Source organism: Streptomyces sp. MAR4 CNX-425 (assembly GCF_048656465.1).
Lineage (GTDB): Bacteria > Actinomycetota > Actinomycetes > Streptomycetales > Streptomycetaceae > Streptomyces.
The window spans coordinates 184,120-200,557 of record NZ_JBMDLF010000007.1; the positions used below are offsets into that span (position 1 = coordinate 184,120).

Below are 16,438 nucleotides of genomic sequence, written 5' to 3' on the forward strand. Positions count from 1 at the left end.
AAAGGGCGCAACTCCGGATGACCACTGCGAAGGCCCCTCAGGGCGGTCGTGCGGCCGCCACCTCCGAGGAGGGCTACGAGCGCGGGCTCGGCAGCCGCCAGGTCCAGATGATCGCCATCGGCGGCGCCATCGGGGTGGGCCTCTTCCTCGGCGCCGGCAAGATCATCGAGAGGGCCGGGCCCAGCCTCATCCTCATGTACGCGGTGGCGGGCGTCGTCATCTTCTTCATCATGCGGGCGCTCGGGGAACTGCTGCTCTACCGTCCGGTCTCGGGCAGCTTCGCCGAGTACGCGCGCGAGTTCCTCGGCCCGTTCTTCGGCTACGTCACGGGCTGGACGTACTGGCTGATGTGGGCCGTCACCGGCATGACCGAGCTGACCGCCGCCGCCATCTACATCAACTACTGGTGGCCCGGCGTCCCGCAGTGGGTCAGCGCGCTGGGCTTCCTGCTGCTGCTCTTCGGCGTCAACCTGATCTCGGTCAAGATCTTCGGCGAGCTGGAGTTCTGGTTCTCGATGGTCAAGGTCACCGCGATCATCGGCATGATCGTCATCGGGGTCGGCGTGCTCACCCTCGGCTTCTCCGACGCCGGCGCCACCGCCACCCCCGCCAACCTCTGGGACCACGGCGGCTTCTTCCCAAACGGGGTCGGCGACAGCCTCATGACCCTCCAGGGCGTGATGTTCGCCTACCTCGCCGTCGAGCTCGTCGGCGTCACCGCGGGCGAGAGCGCGAACCCGGAGAAGACCCTGCCCAAGGCGATCAACACGCTGCCCTGGCGGATCGTCACCTTCTACGTGGGCTCGCTGATCGTCATCCTCTCGGTGGTGCGGTGGACGGAGTTCAGCGCCGGCGTCAGCCCGTTCGTCGCGGCCTTCGGCAGGATCGGGATCCCGCTCGCGGCGGGCATCGTCAACTTCGTCGTCCTCACCGCCGCGCTGTCGTCCTGCAACTCCGGCATGTACTCCACCGGCCGCATGCTGCGCGACCTGGCCGCCAACTCCGAGGCGCCGAAGCTCCTCGGCAGGCTGAGCCCCCGCCGGGTGCCGGCCGCGGGCATCGCCGTGTCGGTGGTCGTCATGTCGGTCGGCGTGGTGCTCAACTACCTGGTGCCGGAGAAGGCGTTCGGGTACGTCATGTCCGTGGCCACCGCCGCCGCCATCTGGACCTGGTCGATGATCCTCGTCAGCCACATCCGCTACCGCCGCGAGGTCGTCGCCGGCCGGCTGCCGGCGTCCTCGTTCCCTGCGCCCGGCGGGACGGCGTGCAGCTGGCTCGCGCTGGCGTTCCTGGCCTTCGTCACCGTGCTCACCGCGCTGGACGCCGACACCCGCGTCTCGCTGTACGTGGGCGCCGGGTGGGCGGTGCTGCTGTCGGCGGGCTGGGCGGTGAGCCGCCGGGCCGGGGCGCGCGGCGGGGAGCCGGCGCCGGAGTACGCGGGGACGCCGTAGGCCGCGGCGGGCCGCGGGTGCACGCGCGCGTGGCCGGGGGCGGGGGTACGCGCGCGTGCCCGGGCCCACGCGTCCGCGCCACCGCCCGCGTCGCGGCGGGGGTGGCGCGTACGTACGGAACGGGGCGGCTACGCCCAGAGCTGGCCTTGCAGCGCGGCGACGGCCTCCTCCGTGGTCGCGGCGGTGTAGATGCCCGTCGACAGGTACTTCCAGCCGCCGTCCGCGACGAGGAACGCGATGTCGGCGCGCTCCCCGGCCCGTACCGCCTTGCGGCCCACGCCGATCGCGGCGTGCAGGGACGCGCCGGTGGAGACGCCCGCGAAGATGCCCTCCTCCTGAAGCAGCTCGCGGGTGCGGATGACGGCGTCCTCGGAGCCGACCGAGTAGCGGGTGGTGAGCACCGACTCGTCGTACAGCTCGGGGACGAAGCCCTCGTCGAGGTTGCGCAGCCCGTAGACGAGGTCGTCGTAGCGCGGCTCGGCGGCCACGATCCGCACGTCCGGGCGCTGCTCGCGCAGGTAGCGGCCGGCGCCCATGAGGGTGCCGGTGGTGCCGAGACCGGCCACGAAGTGGGTGATCGAGGGCAGGTCGGCGAGGATCTCGGGGCCGGTGCCGGCGTAGTGCGCGCCGGCGTTGTCGGGGTTGCCGTACTGGTAGAGCATCACCCAGTCCGGGTGCTCGGCGGCCAGCTCCTTGGCGACCCGCACCGCGGTGTTGGAGCCGCCGGCGGCCGGGGAGGAGATGATCTCCGCGCCCCACATGGCGAGCAGCTGGCGGCGCTCCGCGCTGGTGTTCTCCGGCATCACGCAGACGATCCGGTAGCCCTTGAGCTTCGCCCCCATGGCCAGCGAGATACCGGTGTTGCCCGAGGTGGGCTCCAGGATCGTGGCGCCGGGGGTGAGCCGGCCGTCCTTCTCGGCCTGCTCGATCATGAACAGCGCGGGGCGGTCCTTGATCGAGCCGGTGGGGTTGCGGTCCTCCAGCTTCGCCCAGATCCGCACCTCGGGGGAGGGGGAGAGGCGCGGCAGGTGGACCAGGGGCGTGTTGCCGACGGCCGCGAGCGGGCTGTCGTAGCGCATCAGACGGCGCCGCCGGCGACCGCGGGCAGGATCGTCACGCTGTCGCCGTCGGCGAGGCTGGTGGAGATCCCGTCGAGGAAGCGGACGTCCTCGTCGTTGAGGTAGACGTTGACGAAGCGGCGCAGGTCGGCGCCGTCGACCAGGCGCTCGCGGATCCCGGTGTGCCGGGACTCCAGGTCGTCGATCAGCTCCGCCAGGGTGGTGCCGTCGCCCTGCACGGCCTTCTCGCCGTCGGTGTAGGTGCGGAGGATGGTCGGGATGCGGACCTCGATGGCCATTTCGGGGCTCCTGTGGGATGCGGGGAGTCGGGTCTGCGGGGCGATCGCGGCGGGCGTGCCCGGGCCGCGGCTCCGCAGGGGGGCGGGGGACGTACACGCGCGCGTGCCGGGCGCCGGCGCCGGGCGCCGCTGCCGGGCGTCAGGCGGGGCCGGCCGCGCGGGGCGGCACGCCCGGACAGGCGGCGCTGGCGAGACGGCAGAGGTCGACATGCAGACGGACCACGAGCAGCACCTGCCGGCCCGGCGGTTTCCAGGTCACGTCGTGGTCAACCATGGGCTCATCGTATCGATTCCCCGTCCGCGTGCCGGATCGCCGTTTCATGATGCGGACGTGCGGGGCTCAGTGCGCGGGGACTTCGCCGTACGACGCCACCACGTTCACGTCCTCCTCGGTGACCACCCCGTCCACGATGCGGAACGAGCGGAAGGAGACGGGCCCGTCGTCGGCGCCGGACTCGGCGAGGGAGACGAGGACGTAGTGCGCGCCGGGCTCCTGGGCCAGCTCGATGTCCGTGCGGGAGGGGTACGCCTCGGTCGCGGTGTGCGAGTGGTAGATCACCACCTGCTCCTCGCCCCGGTCGCTCAGATCACGGTCGAGCCAGTACAGGTCCATCGAGTCGAACTGGTAGAACGTGGGCGAGCGGGCGGCGTTGAGCATGGGGATGAAGCGCTCCGGGCGGCCGTCCGCGGGGGCCGGCTCCGGGCCCGCGACCACGCCGCACGCCTCGTCCGGGAAGTCCTTGCGGGCGTGCGCGACGATCTGCTCGTAGAGCTCCTCCGTGATGGTCAGCATGGCGGCAAGGATGACACGGCCGCGGCGGGCACGCCTCGTACGTCCCGCACGCTGAGACGGATCCGCTCAGATGTCGGCCAGGTAGCGGACCTGGTCCCACACCGCCGGGTCCAGCGGGCCCGACCTGCGGCGGAGCTCCCGGCGGCCCACCTCGTGCAGGTCGTCGGTGTCCAGGAAGCCGGGGCCGCCCCGGCCGTCGTCGACCGAGCCGGGCGGCAGCGGGACCACGCCGGGCCGGCCGTCCCCCTGCCGGGCGGTGATCCGGGCCACCGTCACGGTCTCGCCGGACGTCTTTAGCACCACGCACGGCATCTCCTCGCCGGTGCCGCCGGTGCTGTCGGTGCCGTCGGCGTCCGCGGCCCCGTTTCCGTACGGGATACGCACCCACCACACCTCGCCCGGCAGCGGCTCCGGCGCCGGGCCCCCGCCCCGCCCGCGGCGCTCCCCGGCCGGCCGCCGGTGCGCGCGCGTCACCCGGCCGAAGCTGTCGACCAGCCCGGCGATCACCGCCAGCACCACCACGGCCGCGACGGCCGGCCACCACGAGGCGTCCATGCGCCCGATCCTAGGACCGCCCCCGTCCCGCGGGCGACCTCGCGCAGGTGGGCGCGCGGTCCGTACCCCGTCGCCATCCTGGTGATTCCGCCCACAACCGGGATGGGCGGGGGACCGCTGCGGCCCGTCCCGGCTTACGCTCGGCAGACCCGGCGGGGCATCGTCGCCCCGTCCCGACCGTGCCGGAGGTCCCTCCCCGATGAAGCTCACCGTCGTCGGCTGCTCGGGCTCGTTCCCGTCCGCGGACTCCGCGTGTTCGAGCTACCTGGTCGAGGCGGAGGGGTTCGCGCTCCTGCTCGACATGGGCAACGGCGCGCTCGGGGCGTTGCAGCAGCACTGCGGACTGTACGACCTCGACGCCATCCTGCTGAGCCACCTGCACGCGGACCACTGCATCGACATGTGCGGCTACTTCGTCGCGCGCTACTACCGCCACGACGGCGGCCCCGCCGACATCCTGCCCGTCTACGGCCCCAAGGGCACCGAGCAGCGGCTGACCACGGCGTACGCGGACACCCCCTCGGAGACGTCGATGAGCGAGGTCTTCGACTTCCGGGCGCTGGAGCGCGGCACGTTCGAGATCGGCCCCTTCACCGTGCGGGCCGACCTGGTCAGCCACCCGGTCGAGGCGTACGCCTTCCGCGTCGAGCACGGCGGCCGCAGCCTCGTCTACTCCGGCGACACCGGCCCCTGCGGGGCGCTGACCCGGCTGAGCGCGGACGCCGACCTGCTGCTCTGCGAGGCGGCCTTCACGCACGGCCGCGAGGAGATCCCGGACCTGCACCTCAACGGCCGCGAGGCGGGCGAGACCGCCGCGGCGGCGGGGGCGGGGCGGCTGGTGCTCACGCACATCCCGCCGTGGACGGACCCGCAGGTGAACCTGCGGGACGCCAAGGAGGTCTACGCGGGAGCGGTGGAACTGGCGCGCCCGGGCGCGGTGTACGAGGTCTGAGCGGGCGGGGCCGGCGGCCCCGCCCCCGCGGACGCGTCCCTACGCCTTGTACTGGGCCTTCTCCTCCTCCTCGATCTCCTCGTCCGACTCCCGGCCCGGGGTGGGCAGGTTGAACTTGACGATGGCGAAGCGGAAGATCACGTAGTAGAGCGCCCCGAAGCCCAGGCCGATCAGCGCCAGGCCCCACGGGTTGGTCGCGATGCCGAGGTTGAGCAGGTAGTCGATCGCCCCGGCCGAGAAGCCGAAGCCGTCCTTCATCCCCAGCCCCCAGGTCAGCGCCATCGAGACGCCGGTGAGCACGGCGTGGATCGCGTACAGCACGGGCGCGATGAACATGAACGTGAACTCGATCGGCTCGGTCACGCCGGTCACGAACGCGGTCAGCGCGATGGAGAACATCATGCCGCCGACGACCTTCTTACGCTCCGGCCGCGCGGTGTGGTACATCGCCAGGCAGGCCGCCGGCAGGGCGAACATCATGATCGGGAAGAAGCCGGTCATGAACTGCCCCGCGGTCGGGTCGCCGGCCAGGAAGCGGGCGATGTCGCCGTGCACGGTCTCGCCGGCGGAGTTCTCGTACGAACCGGTCTGGAACCACGGGAACGAGTTCAGCAGGTGGTGCATGCCGACCGGGATCAGCGCCCGGTTGGCCACGCCGAAGATGCCCGCGCCCACGGCGCCGGAGCCGACGAGCCACTCGCCGAAGTTGTGCAGGCCGGTGCCGAGGACCGGCCAGATGTAGCCGAAGACGACGCCGAGGACCAGCCCCGCGAAGGACATGAGGATCGGCACCAGCCGCCGCCCGCCGAAGAACCCGAGCCAGTCGGGCAGCTTGGTGCGGTGGTAGCGCTGGTACAGCAGCGCGGCAACGATGCCGATGACGACGCCGCCGAGGACGCCGGCGTCGACCGGGGCGTCGGTGTTGTCGTCGTGGAACGTGCCGAGCACGTTGCTGAAGACGAGATAGCCGACGATGGCGGCCAGCGCGGTCGAGCCGTCGGACTTCTTCGCGAAGCCGATGGCGATGCCGACGGCGAAGAGGATCGCCATGTTGTCGAGCAGCGCGCCGCCGCCCGCGGCCATGAACTCCCCGACCCGGTTGAAGAAGTCCGGCAGGGACTCCTTGCCCAGCATGTCGTCGGCGCCGAGCCGGGTGAGCAGCGCGGCGGCGGGCAGCGTCGCGATGGGCAGCATGAGGCTGCGGCCCAGCCGCTGCGCGTTGGCCATGATGCGGGACCCGCGGCCCCTCTGGCCGGCCTGACCGGCCTGGCCGGCGTCGGCCGAAGCGGAAGCCGTGGACATCCATTCCTCCATCGGAACGCAGGTGGTCTACACCTTTGAGTGGTGTAGACCAGTTCTAGCACGCGGTGCGAGCATAACGGAATACTGAATTCCGATCGCATCGGAGGTGGGATGATTCATGCCACTTTGTGGCGCTCACCACGGTCGGTGCACGGTGGGCGCTGGCGCATAATGGAGTAGACCAGTGCCCTCATGAACGAAACCTGGAGCGTGTGGCATGGCCAGCAAGGCTGAGAAGATCGTCGCCGGCCTCGGCGGCATCGGGAACATCGAAGAGATCGAGGGCTGCATCACCCGCCTCCGCACGGAGGTCGCGGACCCGGCACTGGTCGACGACGCGGCCCTGAAGGCCGCCGGCGCCCACGGCGTCGTCCACCTCGGCACGGCGGTGCAGGTCGTCATCGGCACCGACGCGGACCCGCTGGCCGCCGAGATCGAGGACATGCTGTAGCCGGAGGAACGCCCCCTGCGCTACGACCGGCCCCGCGCGGCGTCGAGCACGACGCCGGGGAGTTCCGCCCCCGCGCGGCCGGCGCGGCGAAACGGTCGGCAGGTGCCGGGCGCGGGGTTCGGTACGGAGGCCGTCAGCGCCAGGTCATGTTGATCTCGCGTTCGAAGTTCGCGTATCCGGCGCGGTGGAAGGCGTTCGCCATCGGGGTGTTGCCGAGGTCCGTGGAGGCGCGGATGCGGGGGACGTGCTGGGCGGCGAGGACGCGGGTGCCCTCGGCGAGGAGGTCGTCGACGTAGCCGTTGCCGCGGTGGGCGGGCAGGACCGCGAGGTAGGCGATGATCGCGCCGTAGTCGTTGCGGGCCGGGACGACGAAGCCGACCGGGGTGCCGTCGGGGAGGGTCGCGACGCGCCACCACTCGCGCGGGGTCGGGTAGCGGGCCAGCTCGTCCTCGTAGTGCCGGAGGGCCGCTTCGTGGGCGGACATCCGGGTCAGGTCGTCGCGGCCGTGGGCGTCCAGCGTGCCGGTGAGGACCGAGGCCATCAGGGGGACGAGCTCCGTGCCGCCGCGGACCGGGCGGAAGGTGAGGCGGCCGCCGGGCCCGGGGGCCGGTGTGCCGGGGCGCCACTCCAGGCGCAGCCGCTCGACGAAGAGCCTCGCGCCGGTCGCTTCGAGGACCCGCATGCGGTTCTCGACGGCCCGCCTGGCCGCCGGGGTGTCCCGCCAGTCCGGCGGGACGAAGCGGGCGTACTCCGGCGGGCGGGTGCCGGGCGGGAGGGTGGCGGCCGTCGCGGTCCGCAGGAGGCGGACGCCGATGTCCACCGGGTCGTCGTCGGGCCGGTCGTCCTCGATGTCGACGATGTCCAGCATGCGCGGCGCCTCGTCGCCCGCCCGGCTCCACCACGCCGCCCGGGCCACCAGGCGGTCGCCGCGCAGCGCGACCCACATCCACTCCGGGCGCCGCCGGCCCGCGGCGAGGTCGTCCGCCAGCTCCTCGTTGAGCACGTACGGCAGCCGGGAGAAGAGGCCCAGCTCGCCGGGCCCGGAGAGCGGGCGTACGGTCAGGTCGTTCGTGTTCACGGTCAGGCCACGCTCCACCCGTGCGGCGACGTCTGCCGTTCATGGATATCCGGCCCCGGCCCGCCCCGCAAACTCCTTTTCGCCCACCCCTGTTCCCGCGGCGGGGACGGGGGAGTGGGCTTTCATGTACGCCCTATAGGGTCGGGGCCATGCCTACTGCCGAGCCCTCCGCAGGCTCCCCCCGCTTCGACGGACGTACCCCCGCCGAACTGCGCCCGGTGGCGCTGGAACGCGGCTGGAGCATGCACGCCGAGGGGTCCGTGCTGGTCTCCTTCGGCGACACCCGCGTGCTGTGCACCGCCAGCTTCACCGAGGGTGTGCCGCGCTGGCGCAAAGGCAGCGGCGAGGGCTGGGTCACCGCGGAGTACGCGATGCTGCCGCGGTCCACGAACACCCGGGGCGACCGCGAGTCCGTACGCGGCAAGATCGGCGGCCGGACGCACGAGATCTCCCGGCTCATCGGCCGCTCGCTGCGCGCCGTCATCGACTTCAAGGCCCTCGGCGAGAACACCGTCGTCCTGGACTGCGACGTCCTCCAGGCCGACGGCGGCACCCGTACCGCCGCCATCACCGGGGCGTACGTGGCCCTCGCCGACGCCGTCGCGTGGGGCCGCCGCAACAAGCTGATCAAGTCCAAGGCGACGCCGCTGACCGGCACCGTGGCCGCCGTCAGCGTCGGCATCGTCGGCTCGGTGCCGCTGCTCGACCTCTGCTACGAGGAGGACGTGCGGGCCGAGACCGACATGAACGTCGTCTGCACCGGCGACGGACGCTTCGTCGAGGTGCAGGGCACGGCCGAGGGCGAGCCCTTCGCCCGCGCCGAACTCGACGCGCTGCTCGACCTCGCGGTCGGCGGCTGCGCGCAGCTGGACGGGCTGCAGCGCGAGGCACTGGAGGGAGACCGGTGATGGGGAAGAAGCTCTGGACCCGCGCGGGCGTCGCGCTGGCGGCGGGGGCCGCCGCCGTGACGCTCACCGGGGCGTGTGACGCGGTCAACAAGGCCATAGACTGCGCCCAGCTCGCGACCGAGATCGCGGCCGACGTCGACCGGCTCCAGGAGGCCGTCTCCGGCGCGGGCGAGAGCCCGCAGGCCGCCGCGGACGCGCTCGACGAGATCGAGCAGAACCTCGACGACTTCGGCGACAAGAGCGACGACGCCGACGTCGGCAAGGCCGTCGACGACCTGCAACAGGCCGTCGACAACGCCCAGCAGGCCGCCGACCGCGGCGAGGTGCCCGACTTCCGGCCGGTGGGCGACGCCGCCGGCGAGCTGACGAACGTCTGCAGCCCGTGACCGCCGACCGCCCCCGCCTCGTCCTCGCCACCCGCAACGAGGGCAAGGTCACCGAGCTGCGCGCCATCCTCGGCGCGGCGGGCGTCGCCGCCCGGCTCCTCGGCGCCGACGCCTTCCCGGACGTGCCGGACATGCCCGAGACCGGCGTCACCTTCGCCGAGAACGCCCTGCTCAAGGCGCACGCGCTGGCGCGGGCCACCGGGCTGCCCGCGGTCGCCGACGACTCCGGCCTCTGCGTCGACGTACTCGGCGGCGCGCCCGGCATCTTCTCCGCCCGCTGGTCCGGCCGCCACGGCGACGACGCGGCGAACCTCGCCCTGCTCCTGGCCCAGCTCGCCGACGTGGGCCCCGGCCACCGCGCCGCGCACTTCGCCTGCGCGGCCGCGCTCGCGCTGCCGGACGGCACGGAGCGCGTCGCGGAGGGGCGGCTGGAGGGCACGCTGCGGTACGAGCCGGCGGGCAGCGGCGGCTTCGGGTACGACCCGGTCCTCCAGCCGCTCGGCGAGGACCGTACGTGCGCGGAGCTGACCCCCGCGGAGAAGAACGCGATCAGCCACCGGGGCAAGGCGTTCCGCGCGCTGGCCCCGGTCGTGCGGGAGCTGCTCGGGGACTGAGGGACGCAGCACGCCGCGGGCGCCGCCGGAAACCCTCCGGCGGCGCCCGCGGCACGTTCCACCCGCCGCTACGCGGCGCCGAGCTGCTGGCGCTGCCGCCCCAGCCCGTCGATCTCCAGCTCCACCACGTCGCCCGCCCGCAGGTACGGCTTCGGCTCCGGCTGGCCCATCGCGACGCCCGCCGGCGTGCCGGTGTTGATGACGTCGCCCGGGTACAGGGTCATGAACCGGCTGAGATACCGCACCACGTGCGCCACCGGGAAGATCTGGTCCGCCGTCGTGCCGTCCTGCCGCTTCTCACCGTTCACCCACAGCCGCAGCCCCAGGGCCTGCGGGTCCGGCACCTCGTCGGCCGTCACCAGCCACGGGCCCAGCGGGTTGAACGTCTCGCAGTTCTTGCCCTTGTCCCACTGCCCGCCCCGCTCGATCTGGAACTCGCGCTCGGAGACGTCGTGCGCCACCGCGTAGCCGGCGACGGCGGCCAGCGCGTCCGCGTCGGACTCCAGGTAGCGGGCGGTACGGCCGATGACCACCGCCAGCTCCACCTCCCAGTCCGTCTTCTCGCTGCCGCGCGGCACGAGCACCGTGTCGTCGGGGCCCACCACCGTGTCCGGGGCCTTCATGAAGAGGATCGGCTCCGCGGGGATGGCCGCGCCGGTCTCGGCGGCGTGGTCGTGGTAGTTCAGCCCGATGCACACGATCTTGCCGATCCCGCCCACCGGCGGCCCCGTCCGCAGGCCCTCGGCGTCGAGCGCCGGCAGCGTGCCGGCCGCGGCGGCGTCCCGCACGCGGGCGAGGGCCGCGTCGTCGGACAGCAGCGCTCCGTCCACGTCGGACACGACCCCGGAGAGGTCCCGCAGGGTCCCTCCGGCGTCCAGCAGGGCCGGGCGCTCGCTCCCCTGCGGTCCGACACGCAGCAGCTTCATGGTGGTGACTCCCCTCTCCGCGGTCGATCGATCATCTGTTGATCGCGTCTAGTCCGCAAGACCTTGTTCAGCCCGTGGACCCGGGTGGCGGTGGAGGAGGGCGCGTTCGGCGGCGGTCCACGCGGTCGTGGTCGCCAGGTAGAGGCCCGCGGCGAGCGGCACGAGGGCCGCCGTGACGAGGGTGCCGAAGGAGAGCAGGGGCAGCCAGCGGACCGCCCCCGCGGCCGGGCCGGGGAGTCCGGCGGGCGGCACGGGCTCAGCCCCGCGCCCCTTCCCCGGCCGCCTCCCGCTCGGCCCGTTCTCATCGGTCGCCGCCGGTCGTACGGCCTCCGCTGCCGCCCCGCGCCCGGCCGTCATCCGCCGGCTGTGCCGGAACGTGTACGCCGCCACCGCCGCGATCACCGCGAACAACCCCGCGTACACCATGCCGTGCGCCCCGAACACCCCGCCGTCCGCGAGCGCGTCGGACCACCGGCCGCCCAGCGGGGCGCCGAGCAGGGTGTGCGTGAGCAGGTCGCGGTCGTGCCCGGTGAAGAGCCGGTACATCACCATGAACACCGGGATCTGCACCACCATCGGCCCGCAGCCCGCCAGCGGCGAGGCGCCCGCGTCCGCGTACGTCTCGGCGAGCGCCCGGCGCAGCCGCTCGGGGTCGTCCCGGTGCCGGCGCCGGATCTCCGCGACCCGCGGCGCGAGGTCGCGGCGCACGCGGTCGCCGCGGGCGGCGGCACGGGCGAGGGGGTGCAGTGCGAGGCGTACGAACAAGGTGAAGACGATGATCGCGGCGGCGGTGGCGGAGTCGCCGAAGAGCGGGTCGAGGGCGTCTGCGAGCGTGGACAGGAGCGAGGAGAGCGTGCCGAATACGGACATGGAGGGACTCCACGGGTCTCGTCGGGCCGGATGAGGGGCGGCGGAGTGACGAGCCGTGCGGGGTGCCCTGCGGGCGGCAGCGCGGGACGGCGGGCAGCGGGGAGCGGAGGAGCGGGCAGCGGAGGCCCGGGAACGTCGGGGGACGTCGGGGGACGTCAGGGCCGTCCGGTCGCCGGGAAGGGCTGTGAGCTGCGGGCTACGGGCTGCGAACCGCGGGCGGGCTGCGCCGGGGGGCGCCTACACGGCCGTCGGCAGCCCGCGTCCGGGCGCTCGGGGCCGCGGGCGGCCCGCGGCGGCGGGGTCCCGCTGGGGCAGGAAGGCGGTGCGCAGCGCGCGTTCGCGCAGGGCGGTACGGATCCGCGCGGGCGACGGCGGCGGTACGGCGGCGGCGACGCAGGCCAGCGCGGCGAGCAGGGTCAGCGCGGCGGAGGCGGCGGCGCCGGCGAGGCCGGTGGCGACGCCGGTCTCGTCGAGGACGACGTCCGCGACGAGAAGGAGCAGCGCGACGGCGAGCGCGCGGCCGCGGGCGGCGGCGCCGAGGATGCGCAGCAGCATCGGGGCCGTCCTCCTTCGCGTCGCCGTTCCGGACGGGGCGTACGTACGCCCGCGCGCATCGTAACCCGCCCCGGGCCCCCGGCGGGCGGGGTGTGCGCGCGGGCGCGGGGGCACGTCCGTGACGGGTGGGGCGCGCCGGACCGGGCCCGCGGGCGCGCGGAGCGGGCGGGGCGGGCGGCCCCGTGCCGCGGGGGTGGGTGTCCGCGGCGGGGCCGGGGAGGGGGTACGGCCCGTGCCGCCCGCGCGCGGCGGGTGGGTGCCTGCGGTGCGGGGCTGCGGAGGGGGTACGGTCCGTGCCGCGCGGGCGCGGCGGGCGGGTGCCTGCGGTGCGGGGCCGCGGAGGGGGTATGGGCCGTGCGGCCCGGGCCTGGCGGGTGGGTGCCTGTGGGGCGGGGGCGTGGAGGGGGTGCGGTCCGTGCCGCCCGCGCCCGGCGGCCGCCCGACCGCGCCGGGCCGGGGCGGGCCGCGGGCCCTCGGGCCTCCCCGGCCCGTACGCCCCGGCTCTCCCGGCCGCCCCTGCGCCCCGGCTCTCCCTGCCCGTACGTCCCGGCTCTCCCGGCCCCTGCGCCCCGGCTCTCCCGGCCCGTACGCCCCGGCCCCCCGGGAGGGCTCCGCTCAGCCGGCGATCGCCCGGTACACCGTGTAGATGACCAGCCCCGCGAGCGCGCCGACCACCGTGCCGTTGATCCGGATGAACTGGAGGTCCCGCCCGATGTGTGCCTCGATCTTCCGCGACGTGTGGTCCGCGTCCCAGCCCGCCACCGTGTCCGAGATCAGCGACGTGATCTGGTGCTGGTACGTCGTCACCACGTGCGTCGCGACGTCCTCCGCCCAGCCGTCGACCTTCTCCTGCAACCGCTCGTCGGCCGCCATCCGCTGCCCGAACGACAGCAGCGCCGCCCGCGCCCGCAGGCGCAGTTCGCTGCGCTCGTCGTCGGCCGCGCCGACGATCATGCCGCGCAGCGACGTCCACGCGGAGGCGATGAAGTCCTGCACCTCGTCGCGCGCCAGGACCTCGCCCTTGAGCCGTTCGACGCGCGCGCGGGTGGCGGTGTCGCCCTGGAGGTCGGCGGCGAAGTCGGAGAGGAACCGGTCGAGGGCGCCGCGTGCGGGGTGGTCGGGCGCGATGCGCATCTCGCTGATGAAGCGCAGCAGCTCCTTGTAGACCCGCTCGCCGACCCGGCGGTCGACGAACTTCGGGGTCCAGCCGGGCGCGCCGCCGGCGACGGCGCCGACGACCGAGGGGCCGTTGCTGATCAGCCAGCTCTCGGCGCGCTCGCAGACGAGGTCGACGACGCGGCGGTGGCCGCCGTCCGCGACGATCTTCTCCAGCAGCTTGCCCAGCCCGGGCCCCACTTCCAGGGCGGCGGCGCGGCGGTTGATGGCCTCGCCGACGACGGCCTGCACGTCGTTGTCCCGGAGCACGGCGAGCGCGCCGCGCAGCGCGGTCGACGCCTCGGCGGTGACGCGGTCGGCGTTGGCGGGCTCGGCGAGCCAGCCGCCGACGCGGCCGCCGAGGCCGAGGGCGTGCAGCCGGGTGCGTACCACCTCGGCGGAGAGGAAGTTCTCGCCGACGAAGTCGCCGAGGCTCTGGCCCAGCTGGTCCTTCTTGGTGGGGATGATCGCCGTGTGCGGGATGGGCAGCCCGAGGGGCCGCTTGAAGAGCGCTGTGACCGCGAACCAGTCGGCCAGCGCGCCCACCATGCCGGCCTCCGCCGCCGCGGCGACGTAGCCGGACCAGGCGCCGGCGCCGTTGTGCTGCGCCCAGCGGGCGAGTGTGAAGACCACGGCGGCCAGCAGCAGCAGGCCGGTGGCGATGGCCTTCATCTGGCGCACGCCGCGCCGCTTCTCCGCGTCGGCGTCCGTGTAGCCGTCCGCGAGGCCACCCGGTCTGTCCGCTGTCAGCCGATCCATCCCGCTCCGTCCGCTCACGCCGCTTTCCCGCAGTCTCTCGACGGCCATTGTCCCCGGGGCGGTCACCATCTTTCACTTCCGTCGTAACTTTGCCTTCCGGATGGTAAAGTTACGAACCATGAGGCCCAGCTCCCGCACCCAGATCCTCGAAGCGGCCGTCCGCGTGGTCGAGCGGGCGGGGATCACCGCCCTGACGCTCGACGCCGCCGCGGCCGAGGCCGGGCTGACCAAGCCCGGGCTGATGTACCACTTCCCCACCCGGGACGCGCTGCTGCTCGCGATCCAGCGGCACCTGACCGAGTGCCTGGAGCGGGACCTGCGCGCCGAGCTCGGCAAGCCGTTCGAGGAGGCCACCGCCCGCGAGCGGGCCGCCGCCTACGTGCGGCTCTGCGGCCAGGGCGGCGGGCGGGCGGACTTCGCGTTCATGGTCGCGTCGGCGACCCGGCCGGAGCTGGCGCGGATCTGGGACGAGTTCGCGGACCGCTGGGCGCCCGAGCCGCCCGGGCCCGACCCGGATCCGGAGGCCGTCGACCTGTTCCTGGCCCGGCTGGCGGCGGACGGGCTGTGGCTGTTCCACGCCACCGCGCAGACCGCGCTCGCCCCGGAGGTGGCCGACGCGGTGCGGCGCCGGCTCGCCGCGCTCACCGACCCGGCGCCCTGAGGCCCCGGCCCCGTCCACGTACACACCCGGAGAGGTGCCCGATGCTCCAGGCGCGACGCTGGTGGGTGCTCGCCACCGTGTCGGCGGGACTGCTGCTCATCTCGCTCGACATGACGATCCTCTACACCGCGCTGCCCACCCTCACCGCCGAGCTGCACGCCGACCCCTCGTCGAAGCTGTGGATCATCAACGCCTACCCGCTGGTGATGGCCGGGCTGCTGCTCGGCGCCGGCACGCTGGGCGACCGCGTCGGCCACAAGCGGATGTTCCTGGCCGGGCTCGTCGTCTTCGGCGCCGCGTCCACGGTGGCCGCCTTCGCGCCCTCGGCGGCGGTGCTGATCGGCGCGCGCGCCTTCCTCGCGGTCGGCGCGGCGGCGATGATGCCCGCGACGCTCGCGCTGATCCGGCTCACCTTCGACGACGAGCGCGAGCGGGGCGTCGCGATCGGCATCTGGGGCACGATCGCCGTCGCCGGCGCCGCGCTCGGGCCCGTGGTGGGCGGGGTGCTGCTGGACCGCTTCTGGTGGGGCTCGGTCTTCCTGGTCAACGTGCCCGTCGTGCTGGCGGCCCTCGCCGCCACCGCGGTGCTCGCGCCCGGCGGCTCCGGCAGCCGGGACCGGCCGTGGGATCCGGTGGCGTCCGCGCAGGTCATGGCCGGGCTGGTGGGCCTGGTGTACGCGATCAAGGAAGCCGCGCGGCCGGCGCCCGACCCGCTGCCCCTCGCCGGCGCGCTGCTCGTCTCCGCCGCCGGCTTCACCGTCTTCGTACGCCGCCAGCGCCGCCGTACGTACCCGCTGATCGACTTCGCGCTCTTCCGCAACCGTCAGCTGCTCGCCGGCGTGCTCGGCGCCGGGCTGTCGATGTTCGCGACCGCGGGCACCGAGCTGATCCTCGCCCAGCGCCTCCAGCTCGTGCTCGGCCTCAGCCCGCTGCACGCCGGGCTGCTGGTCGCCACGTCCGCCCTCGGCGCGCTGCCGGCGGGCGTCGTGGTCGGCGCCCTGGTGTACCGGGTGCCGGCGCGGCACCTCGTCGGCGGCGGGCTGCTCCTCGGCGCCCTCGGCGTCGCGCTCGCGCTCCTGCTCACGCCGGGCGCCGGCCCGCTGCTGGACGGCGGGCGCGCCGCGGGCTGGGTGGTCCCCGGCATGGTCCTGGCGGGCCTCGGGCTGGGGACGGTCATGACCGCCGCCTCCGCCGCGATCATCGGCGGCGCGCCGCCGCACCGGGCCGGCATGGCGTCGTCGGTCGAGGAGGTCTCGTACGAACTGGGTAGCCTCACCGGCGTCGCGGTCCTCGGCAGCACCCTGACCGCCGTCTACACCGCCACCGCCGACCTCCCCGCCGGCGCCCCCGGCGCGGCGGCCGACAGCCTCGACGAGGCCCGCGCCGTCGCCGCCGGGCTCCCGCCGGACGAGTCCGGGCCGCTGCTGGAGACCGCCTTCGCGGCCTTCGACAACGGCTACGCGCTCACGCTGGCGGTCACCGCCGCCGTGCTGGCCGCCGGCGGCGTCGCCGCCCGCGCCCTCCTCGGCCACCGCACCGCGACCGCCGCGCCGGAGAAGGACGCCTCCGGCGCGGATGCAGACGCGGATGCAGGCACAGACGCGGAGGCCGCCGGAGCCGTGACCGGAACGCCGCCCTCCGATCGCTAGACCGGCGGGGGACGGG

Annotated in this window: 19 protein-coding genes; 8 read left to right on the plus strand and 11 right to left on the minus strand. The window is 74.4% G+C overall.

The window, feature by feature from the left end:
- Window positions 1-17 precede the first annotated feature (17 nt).
- Window positions 18-1,451, plus strand: a complete 1,434-nt coding sequence (locus tag ACHZ99_RS20935; RefSeq protein WP_420306200.1) for an amino acid permease — start codon at window positions 18-20, stop codon at window positions 1,449-1,451.
- Window positions 1,452-1,579: 128 nt separating this feature from the next.
- On the opposite strand, the gene ACHZ99_RS20940 is transcribed toward ACHZ99_RS20935, so the two are convergent.
- The 5 genes from ACHZ99_RS20940 to ACHZ99_RS20960 all read right to left on the minus strand — a co-directional run bounded on the left by ACHZ99_RS20940 (window position 1,580) and on the right by ACHZ99_RS20960 (window position 4,156).
- Window positions 1,580-2,530, minus strand: coding sequence for a PLP-dependent cysteine synthase family protein (locus ACHZ99_RS20940; protein ID WP_420306201.1), 951 nt, complete (start codon window positions 2,528-2,530; stop codon window positions 1,580-1,582).
- Entirely contained in the window at window positions 2,530-2,808 is a 279-nt protein-coding gene (locus ACHZ99_RS20945; protein ID WP_420306202.1) for a MoaD/ThiS family protein, read from the minus strand. Before ACHZ99_RS20945 ends, ACHZ99_RS20940 begins: the two co-directional genes overlap by 1 nt.
- A 139-nt stretch (window positions 2,809-2,947) precedes the next feature.
- Window positions 2,948-3,082 (minus strand): putative leader peptide, encoded by a 135-nt coding sequence (locus ACHZ99_RS20950; protein ID WP_420306203.1) that lies wholly within the window; start codon window positions 3,080-3,082, stop codon window positions 2,948-2,950.
- 66 nt (window positions 3,083-3,148) lie between these two features.
- Complete coding sequence (locus ACHZ99_RS20955; RefSeq protein ID WP_420306204.1) at window positions 3,149-3,601, minus strand: Mov34/MPN/PAD-1 family protein; 453 nt, start codon at window positions 3,599-3,601, stop codon at window positions 3,149-3,151.
- Window positions 3,602-3,667: 66 nt separating this feature from the next.
- Window positions 3,668-4,156 carry a type II toxin-antitoxin system PemK/MazF family toxin gene (locus ACHZ99_RS20960; protein WP_420306205.1) on the minus strand — a complete coding sequence of 163 codons (489 nt, stop codon included), beginning with the start codon at window positions 4,154-4,156 and terminating at the stop codon, window positions 3,668-3,670.
- Between the two features lie 199 nt (window positions 4,157-4,355).
- Between ACHZ99_RS20960 and ACHZ99_RS20965 the strand changes: the two genes are divergently transcribed.
- Window positions 4,356-5,108 carry an MBL fold metallo-hydrolase gene (locus tag ACHZ99_RS20965; protein WP_420306206.1) on the plus strand — a complete coding sequence of 251 codons (753 nt, stop codon included), beginning with the start codon at window positions 4,356-4,358 and terminating at the stop codon, window positions 5,106-5,108.
- 39 nt (window positions 5,109-5,147) lie between these two features.
- On the opposite strand, the gene ACHZ99_RS20970 is transcribed toward ACHZ99_RS20965, so the two are convergent.
- Window positions 5,148-6,335 (minus strand): PTS transporter subunit EIIC, encoded by a 1,188-nt coding sequence (locus ACHZ99_RS20970; RefSeq protein ID WP_420306389.1) that lies wholly within the window; start codon window positions 6,333-6,335, stop codon window positions 5,148-5,150.
- Window positions 6,336-6,627: 292 nt separating this feature from the next.
- On the opposite strand from ACHZ99_RS20970, the gene ACHZ99_RS20975 reads away from it, so the two are divergent.
- Entirely contained in the window at window positions 6,628-6,861 is a 234-nt protein-coding gene (locus tag ACHZ99_RS20975) for a glucose PTS transporter subunit EIIB (RefSeq protein ID WP_420306207.1), read from the plus strand.
- Between the two features lie 133 nt (window positions 6,862-6,994).
- Here ACHZ99_RS20975 and ACHZ99_RS20980 read toward each other — a convergent pair whose 3' ends face one another.
- Entirely contained in the window at window positions 6,995-7,939 is a 945-nt protein-coding gene (locus tag ACHZ99_RS20980; protein WP_420306208.1) for a GNAT family N-acetyltransferase, read from the minus strand.
- A 149-nt stretch (window positions 7,940-8,088) separates the two neighbouring features.
- Between ACHZ99_RS20980 and rph the strand changes: the two genes are divergently transcribed.
- From rph to rdgB, 3 genes are read left to right on the plus strand one after another with little or no spacing between them, the layout of a single operon-like run.
- Window positions 8,089-8,847 carry a ribonuclease PH gene (gene rph, locus ACHZ99_RS20985; RefSeq protein ID WP_420306209.1) on the plus strand — a complete coding sequence of 253 codons (759 nt, stop codon included), beginning with the start codon at window positions 8,089-8,091 and terminating at the stop codon, window positions 8,845-8,847.
- Entirely contained in the window at window positions 8,847-9,233 is a 387-nt protein-coding gene (locus tag ACHZ99_RS20990; protein ID WP_420306210.1) for a hypothetical protein, read from the plus strand. The genes rph and ACHZ99_RS20990 overlap by 1 nt, the downstream gene beginning before the upstream one ends.
- Window positions 9,230-9,847 (plus strand): RdgB/HAM1 family non-canonical purine NTP pyrophosphatase, encoded by a 618-nt coding sequence (gene rdgB, locus ACHZ99_RS20995; protein WP_420306211.1) that lies wholly within the window; start codon window positions 9,230-9,232, stop codon window positions 9,845-9,847. The genes ACHZ99_RS20990 and rdgB overlap by 4 nt, the downstream gene beginning before the upstream one ends.
- A gap of 68 nt (window positions 9,848-9,915) precedes the next feature.
- Here the strand turns inward: rdgB and ACHZ99_RS21000 are convergent, their stop codons facing one another.
- The 4 genes from ACHZ99_RS21000 to ACHZ99_RS21015 all read right to left on the minus strand — a co-directional run bounded on the left by ACHZ99_RS21000 (window position 9,916) and on the right by ACHZ99_RS21015 (window position 14,112).
- Window positions 9,916-10,773 carry a fumarylacetoacetate hydrolase family protein gene (locus ACHZ99_RS21000; protein WP_420306212.1) on the minus strand — a complete coding sequence of 286 codons (858 nt, stop codon included), beginning with the start codon at window positions 10,771-10,773 and terminating at the stop codon, window positions 9,916-9,918.
- A 48-nt stretch (window positions 10,774-10,821) separates the two neighbouring features.
- Window positions 10,822-11,643 carry a YidC/Oxa1 family membrane protein insertase gene (locus ACHZ99_RS21005; protein ID WP_420306213.1) on the minus strand — a complete coding sequence of 274 codons (822 nt, stop codon included), beginning with the start codon at window positions 11,641-11,643 and terminating at the stop codon, window positions 10,822-10,824.
- 237 nt (window positions 11,644-11,880) lie between these two features.
- Window positions 11,881-12,198: a DUF6412 domain-containing protein gene (locus tag ACHZ99_RS21010; RefSeq protein WP_420306214.1), complete on the minus strand. Its 318-nt coding sequence runs from the start codon at window positions 12,196-12,198 to the stop codon at window positions 11,881-11,883.
- Window positions 12,199-12,813: 615 nt separating this feature from the next.
- Window positions 12,814-14,112, minus strand: a complete 1,299-nt coding sequence (locus ACHZ99_RS21015; protein ID WP_420306215.1) for a DUF445 domain-containing protein — start codon at window positions 14,110-14,112, stop codon at window positions 12,814-12,816.
- A 118-nt stretch (window positions 14,113-14,230) separates the two neighbouring features.
- Between ACHZ99_RS21015 and ACHZ99_RS21020 the strand changes: the two genes are divergently transcribed.
- Together ACHZ99_RS21020 and ACHZ99_RS21025 are read left to right on the plus strand one after the other, a co-directional pair.
- Window positions 14,231-14,773, plus strand: a complete 543-nt coding sequence (locus ACHZ99_RS21020; RefSeq protein ID WP_420306216.1) for a TetR family transcriptional regulator — start codon at window positions 14,231-14,233, stop codon at window positions 14,771-14,773.
- A gap of 41 nt (window positions 14,774-14,814) precedes the next feature.
- Window positions 14,815-16,422, plus strand: a complete 1,608-nt coding sequence (locus ACHZ99_RS21025) for an MFS transporter (RefSeq protein ID WP_420306217.1) — start codon at window positions 14,815-14,817, stop codon at window positions 16,420-16,422.
- Window positions 16,423-16,438: the final 16 nt, after the last annotated feature.

What these genes read in the sequence shown, in the direction of transcription:
- ACHZ99_RS20945 (WP_420306202.1), bottom strand. Translation starts at nt 2,808, where the DNA reads ATGGCCATCGAGGTCCGCATCCCGACCATCCTCCGCACCTACACCGAC.
- ACHZ99_RS20990 (WP_420306210.1), top strand. Translation starts at nt 8,847, where the DNA reads ATGGGGAAGAAGCTCTGGACCCGCGCGGGCGTCGCGCTGGCGGCGGGG.
- ACHZ99_RS20935 (WP_420306200.1), top strand. Translation starts at nt 18, where the DNA reads ATGACCACTGCGAAGGCCCCTCAGGGCGGTCGTGCGGCCGCCACCTCC.
- ACHZ99_RS21020 (WP_420306216.1), top strand. Translation starts at nt 14,231, where the DNA reads ATGAGGCCCAGCTCCCGCACCCAGATCCTCGAAGCGGCCGTCCGCGTG.
- ACHZ99_RS20975 (WP_420306207.1), top strand. Translation starts at nt 6,628, where the DNA reads ATGGCCAGCAAGGCTGAGAAGATCGTCGCCGGCCTCGGCGGCATCGGG.
- ACHZ99_RS20960 (WP_420306205.1), bottom strand. Translation starts at nt 4,156, where the DNA reads ATGGACGCCTCGTGGTGGCCGGCCGTCGCGGCCGTGGTGGTGCTGGCG.
- ACHZ99_RS21015 (WP_420306215.1), bottom strand. Translation starts at nt 14,112, where the DNA reads ATGGATCGGCTGACAGCGGACAGACCGGGTGGCCTCGCGGACGGCTAC.
- ACHZ99_RS20970 (WP_420306389.1), bottom strand. Translation starts at nt 6,335, where the DNA reads ATGGCCAACGCGCAGCGGCTGGGCCGCAGCCTCATGCTGCCCATCGCG.
- ACHZ99_RS20950 (WP_420306203.1), bottom strand. Translation starts at nt 3,082, where the DNA reads ATGGTTGACCACGACGTGACCTGGAAACCGCCGGGCCGGCAGGTGCTG.
- ACHZ99_RS21000 (WP_420306212.1), bottom strand. Translation starts at nt 10,773, where the DNA reads ATGAAGCTGCTGCGTGTCGGACCGCAGGGGAGCGAGCGCCCGGCCCTG.
- rph (WP_420306209.1), top strand. Translation starts at nt 8,089, where the DNA reads ATGCCTACTGCCGAGCCCTCCGCAGGCTCCCCCCGCTTCGACGGACGT.
- ACHZ99_RS21005 (WP_420306213.1), bottom strand. Translation starts at nt 11,643, where the DNA reads ATGTCCGTATTCGGCACGCTCTCCTCGCTCCTGTCCACGCTCGCAGAC.
- ACHZ99_RS20955 (WP_420306204.1), bottom strand. Translation starts at nt 3,601, where the DNA reads ATGCTGACCATCACGGAGGAGCTCTACGAGCAGATCGTCGCGCACGCC.
- ACHZ99_RS21010 (WP_420306214.1), bottom strand. Translation starts at nt 12,198, where the DNA reads ATGCTGCTGCGCATCCTCGGCGCCGCCGCCCGCGGCCGCGCGCTCGCC.
- ACHZ99_RS20965 (WP_420306206.1), top strand. Translation starts at nt 4,356, where the DNA reads ATGAAGCTCACCGTCGTCGGCTGCTCGGGCTCGTTCCCGTCCGCGGAC.
- ACHZ99_RS21025 (WP_420306217.1), top strand. Translation starts at nt 14,815, where the DNA reads ATGCTCCAGGCGCGACGCTGGTGGGTGCTCGCCACCGTGTCGGCGGGA.
- ACHZ99_RS20940 (WP_420306201.1), bottom strand. Translation starts at nt 2,530, where the DNA reads ATGCGCTACGACAGCCCGCTCGCGGCCGTCGGCAACACGCCCCTGGTC.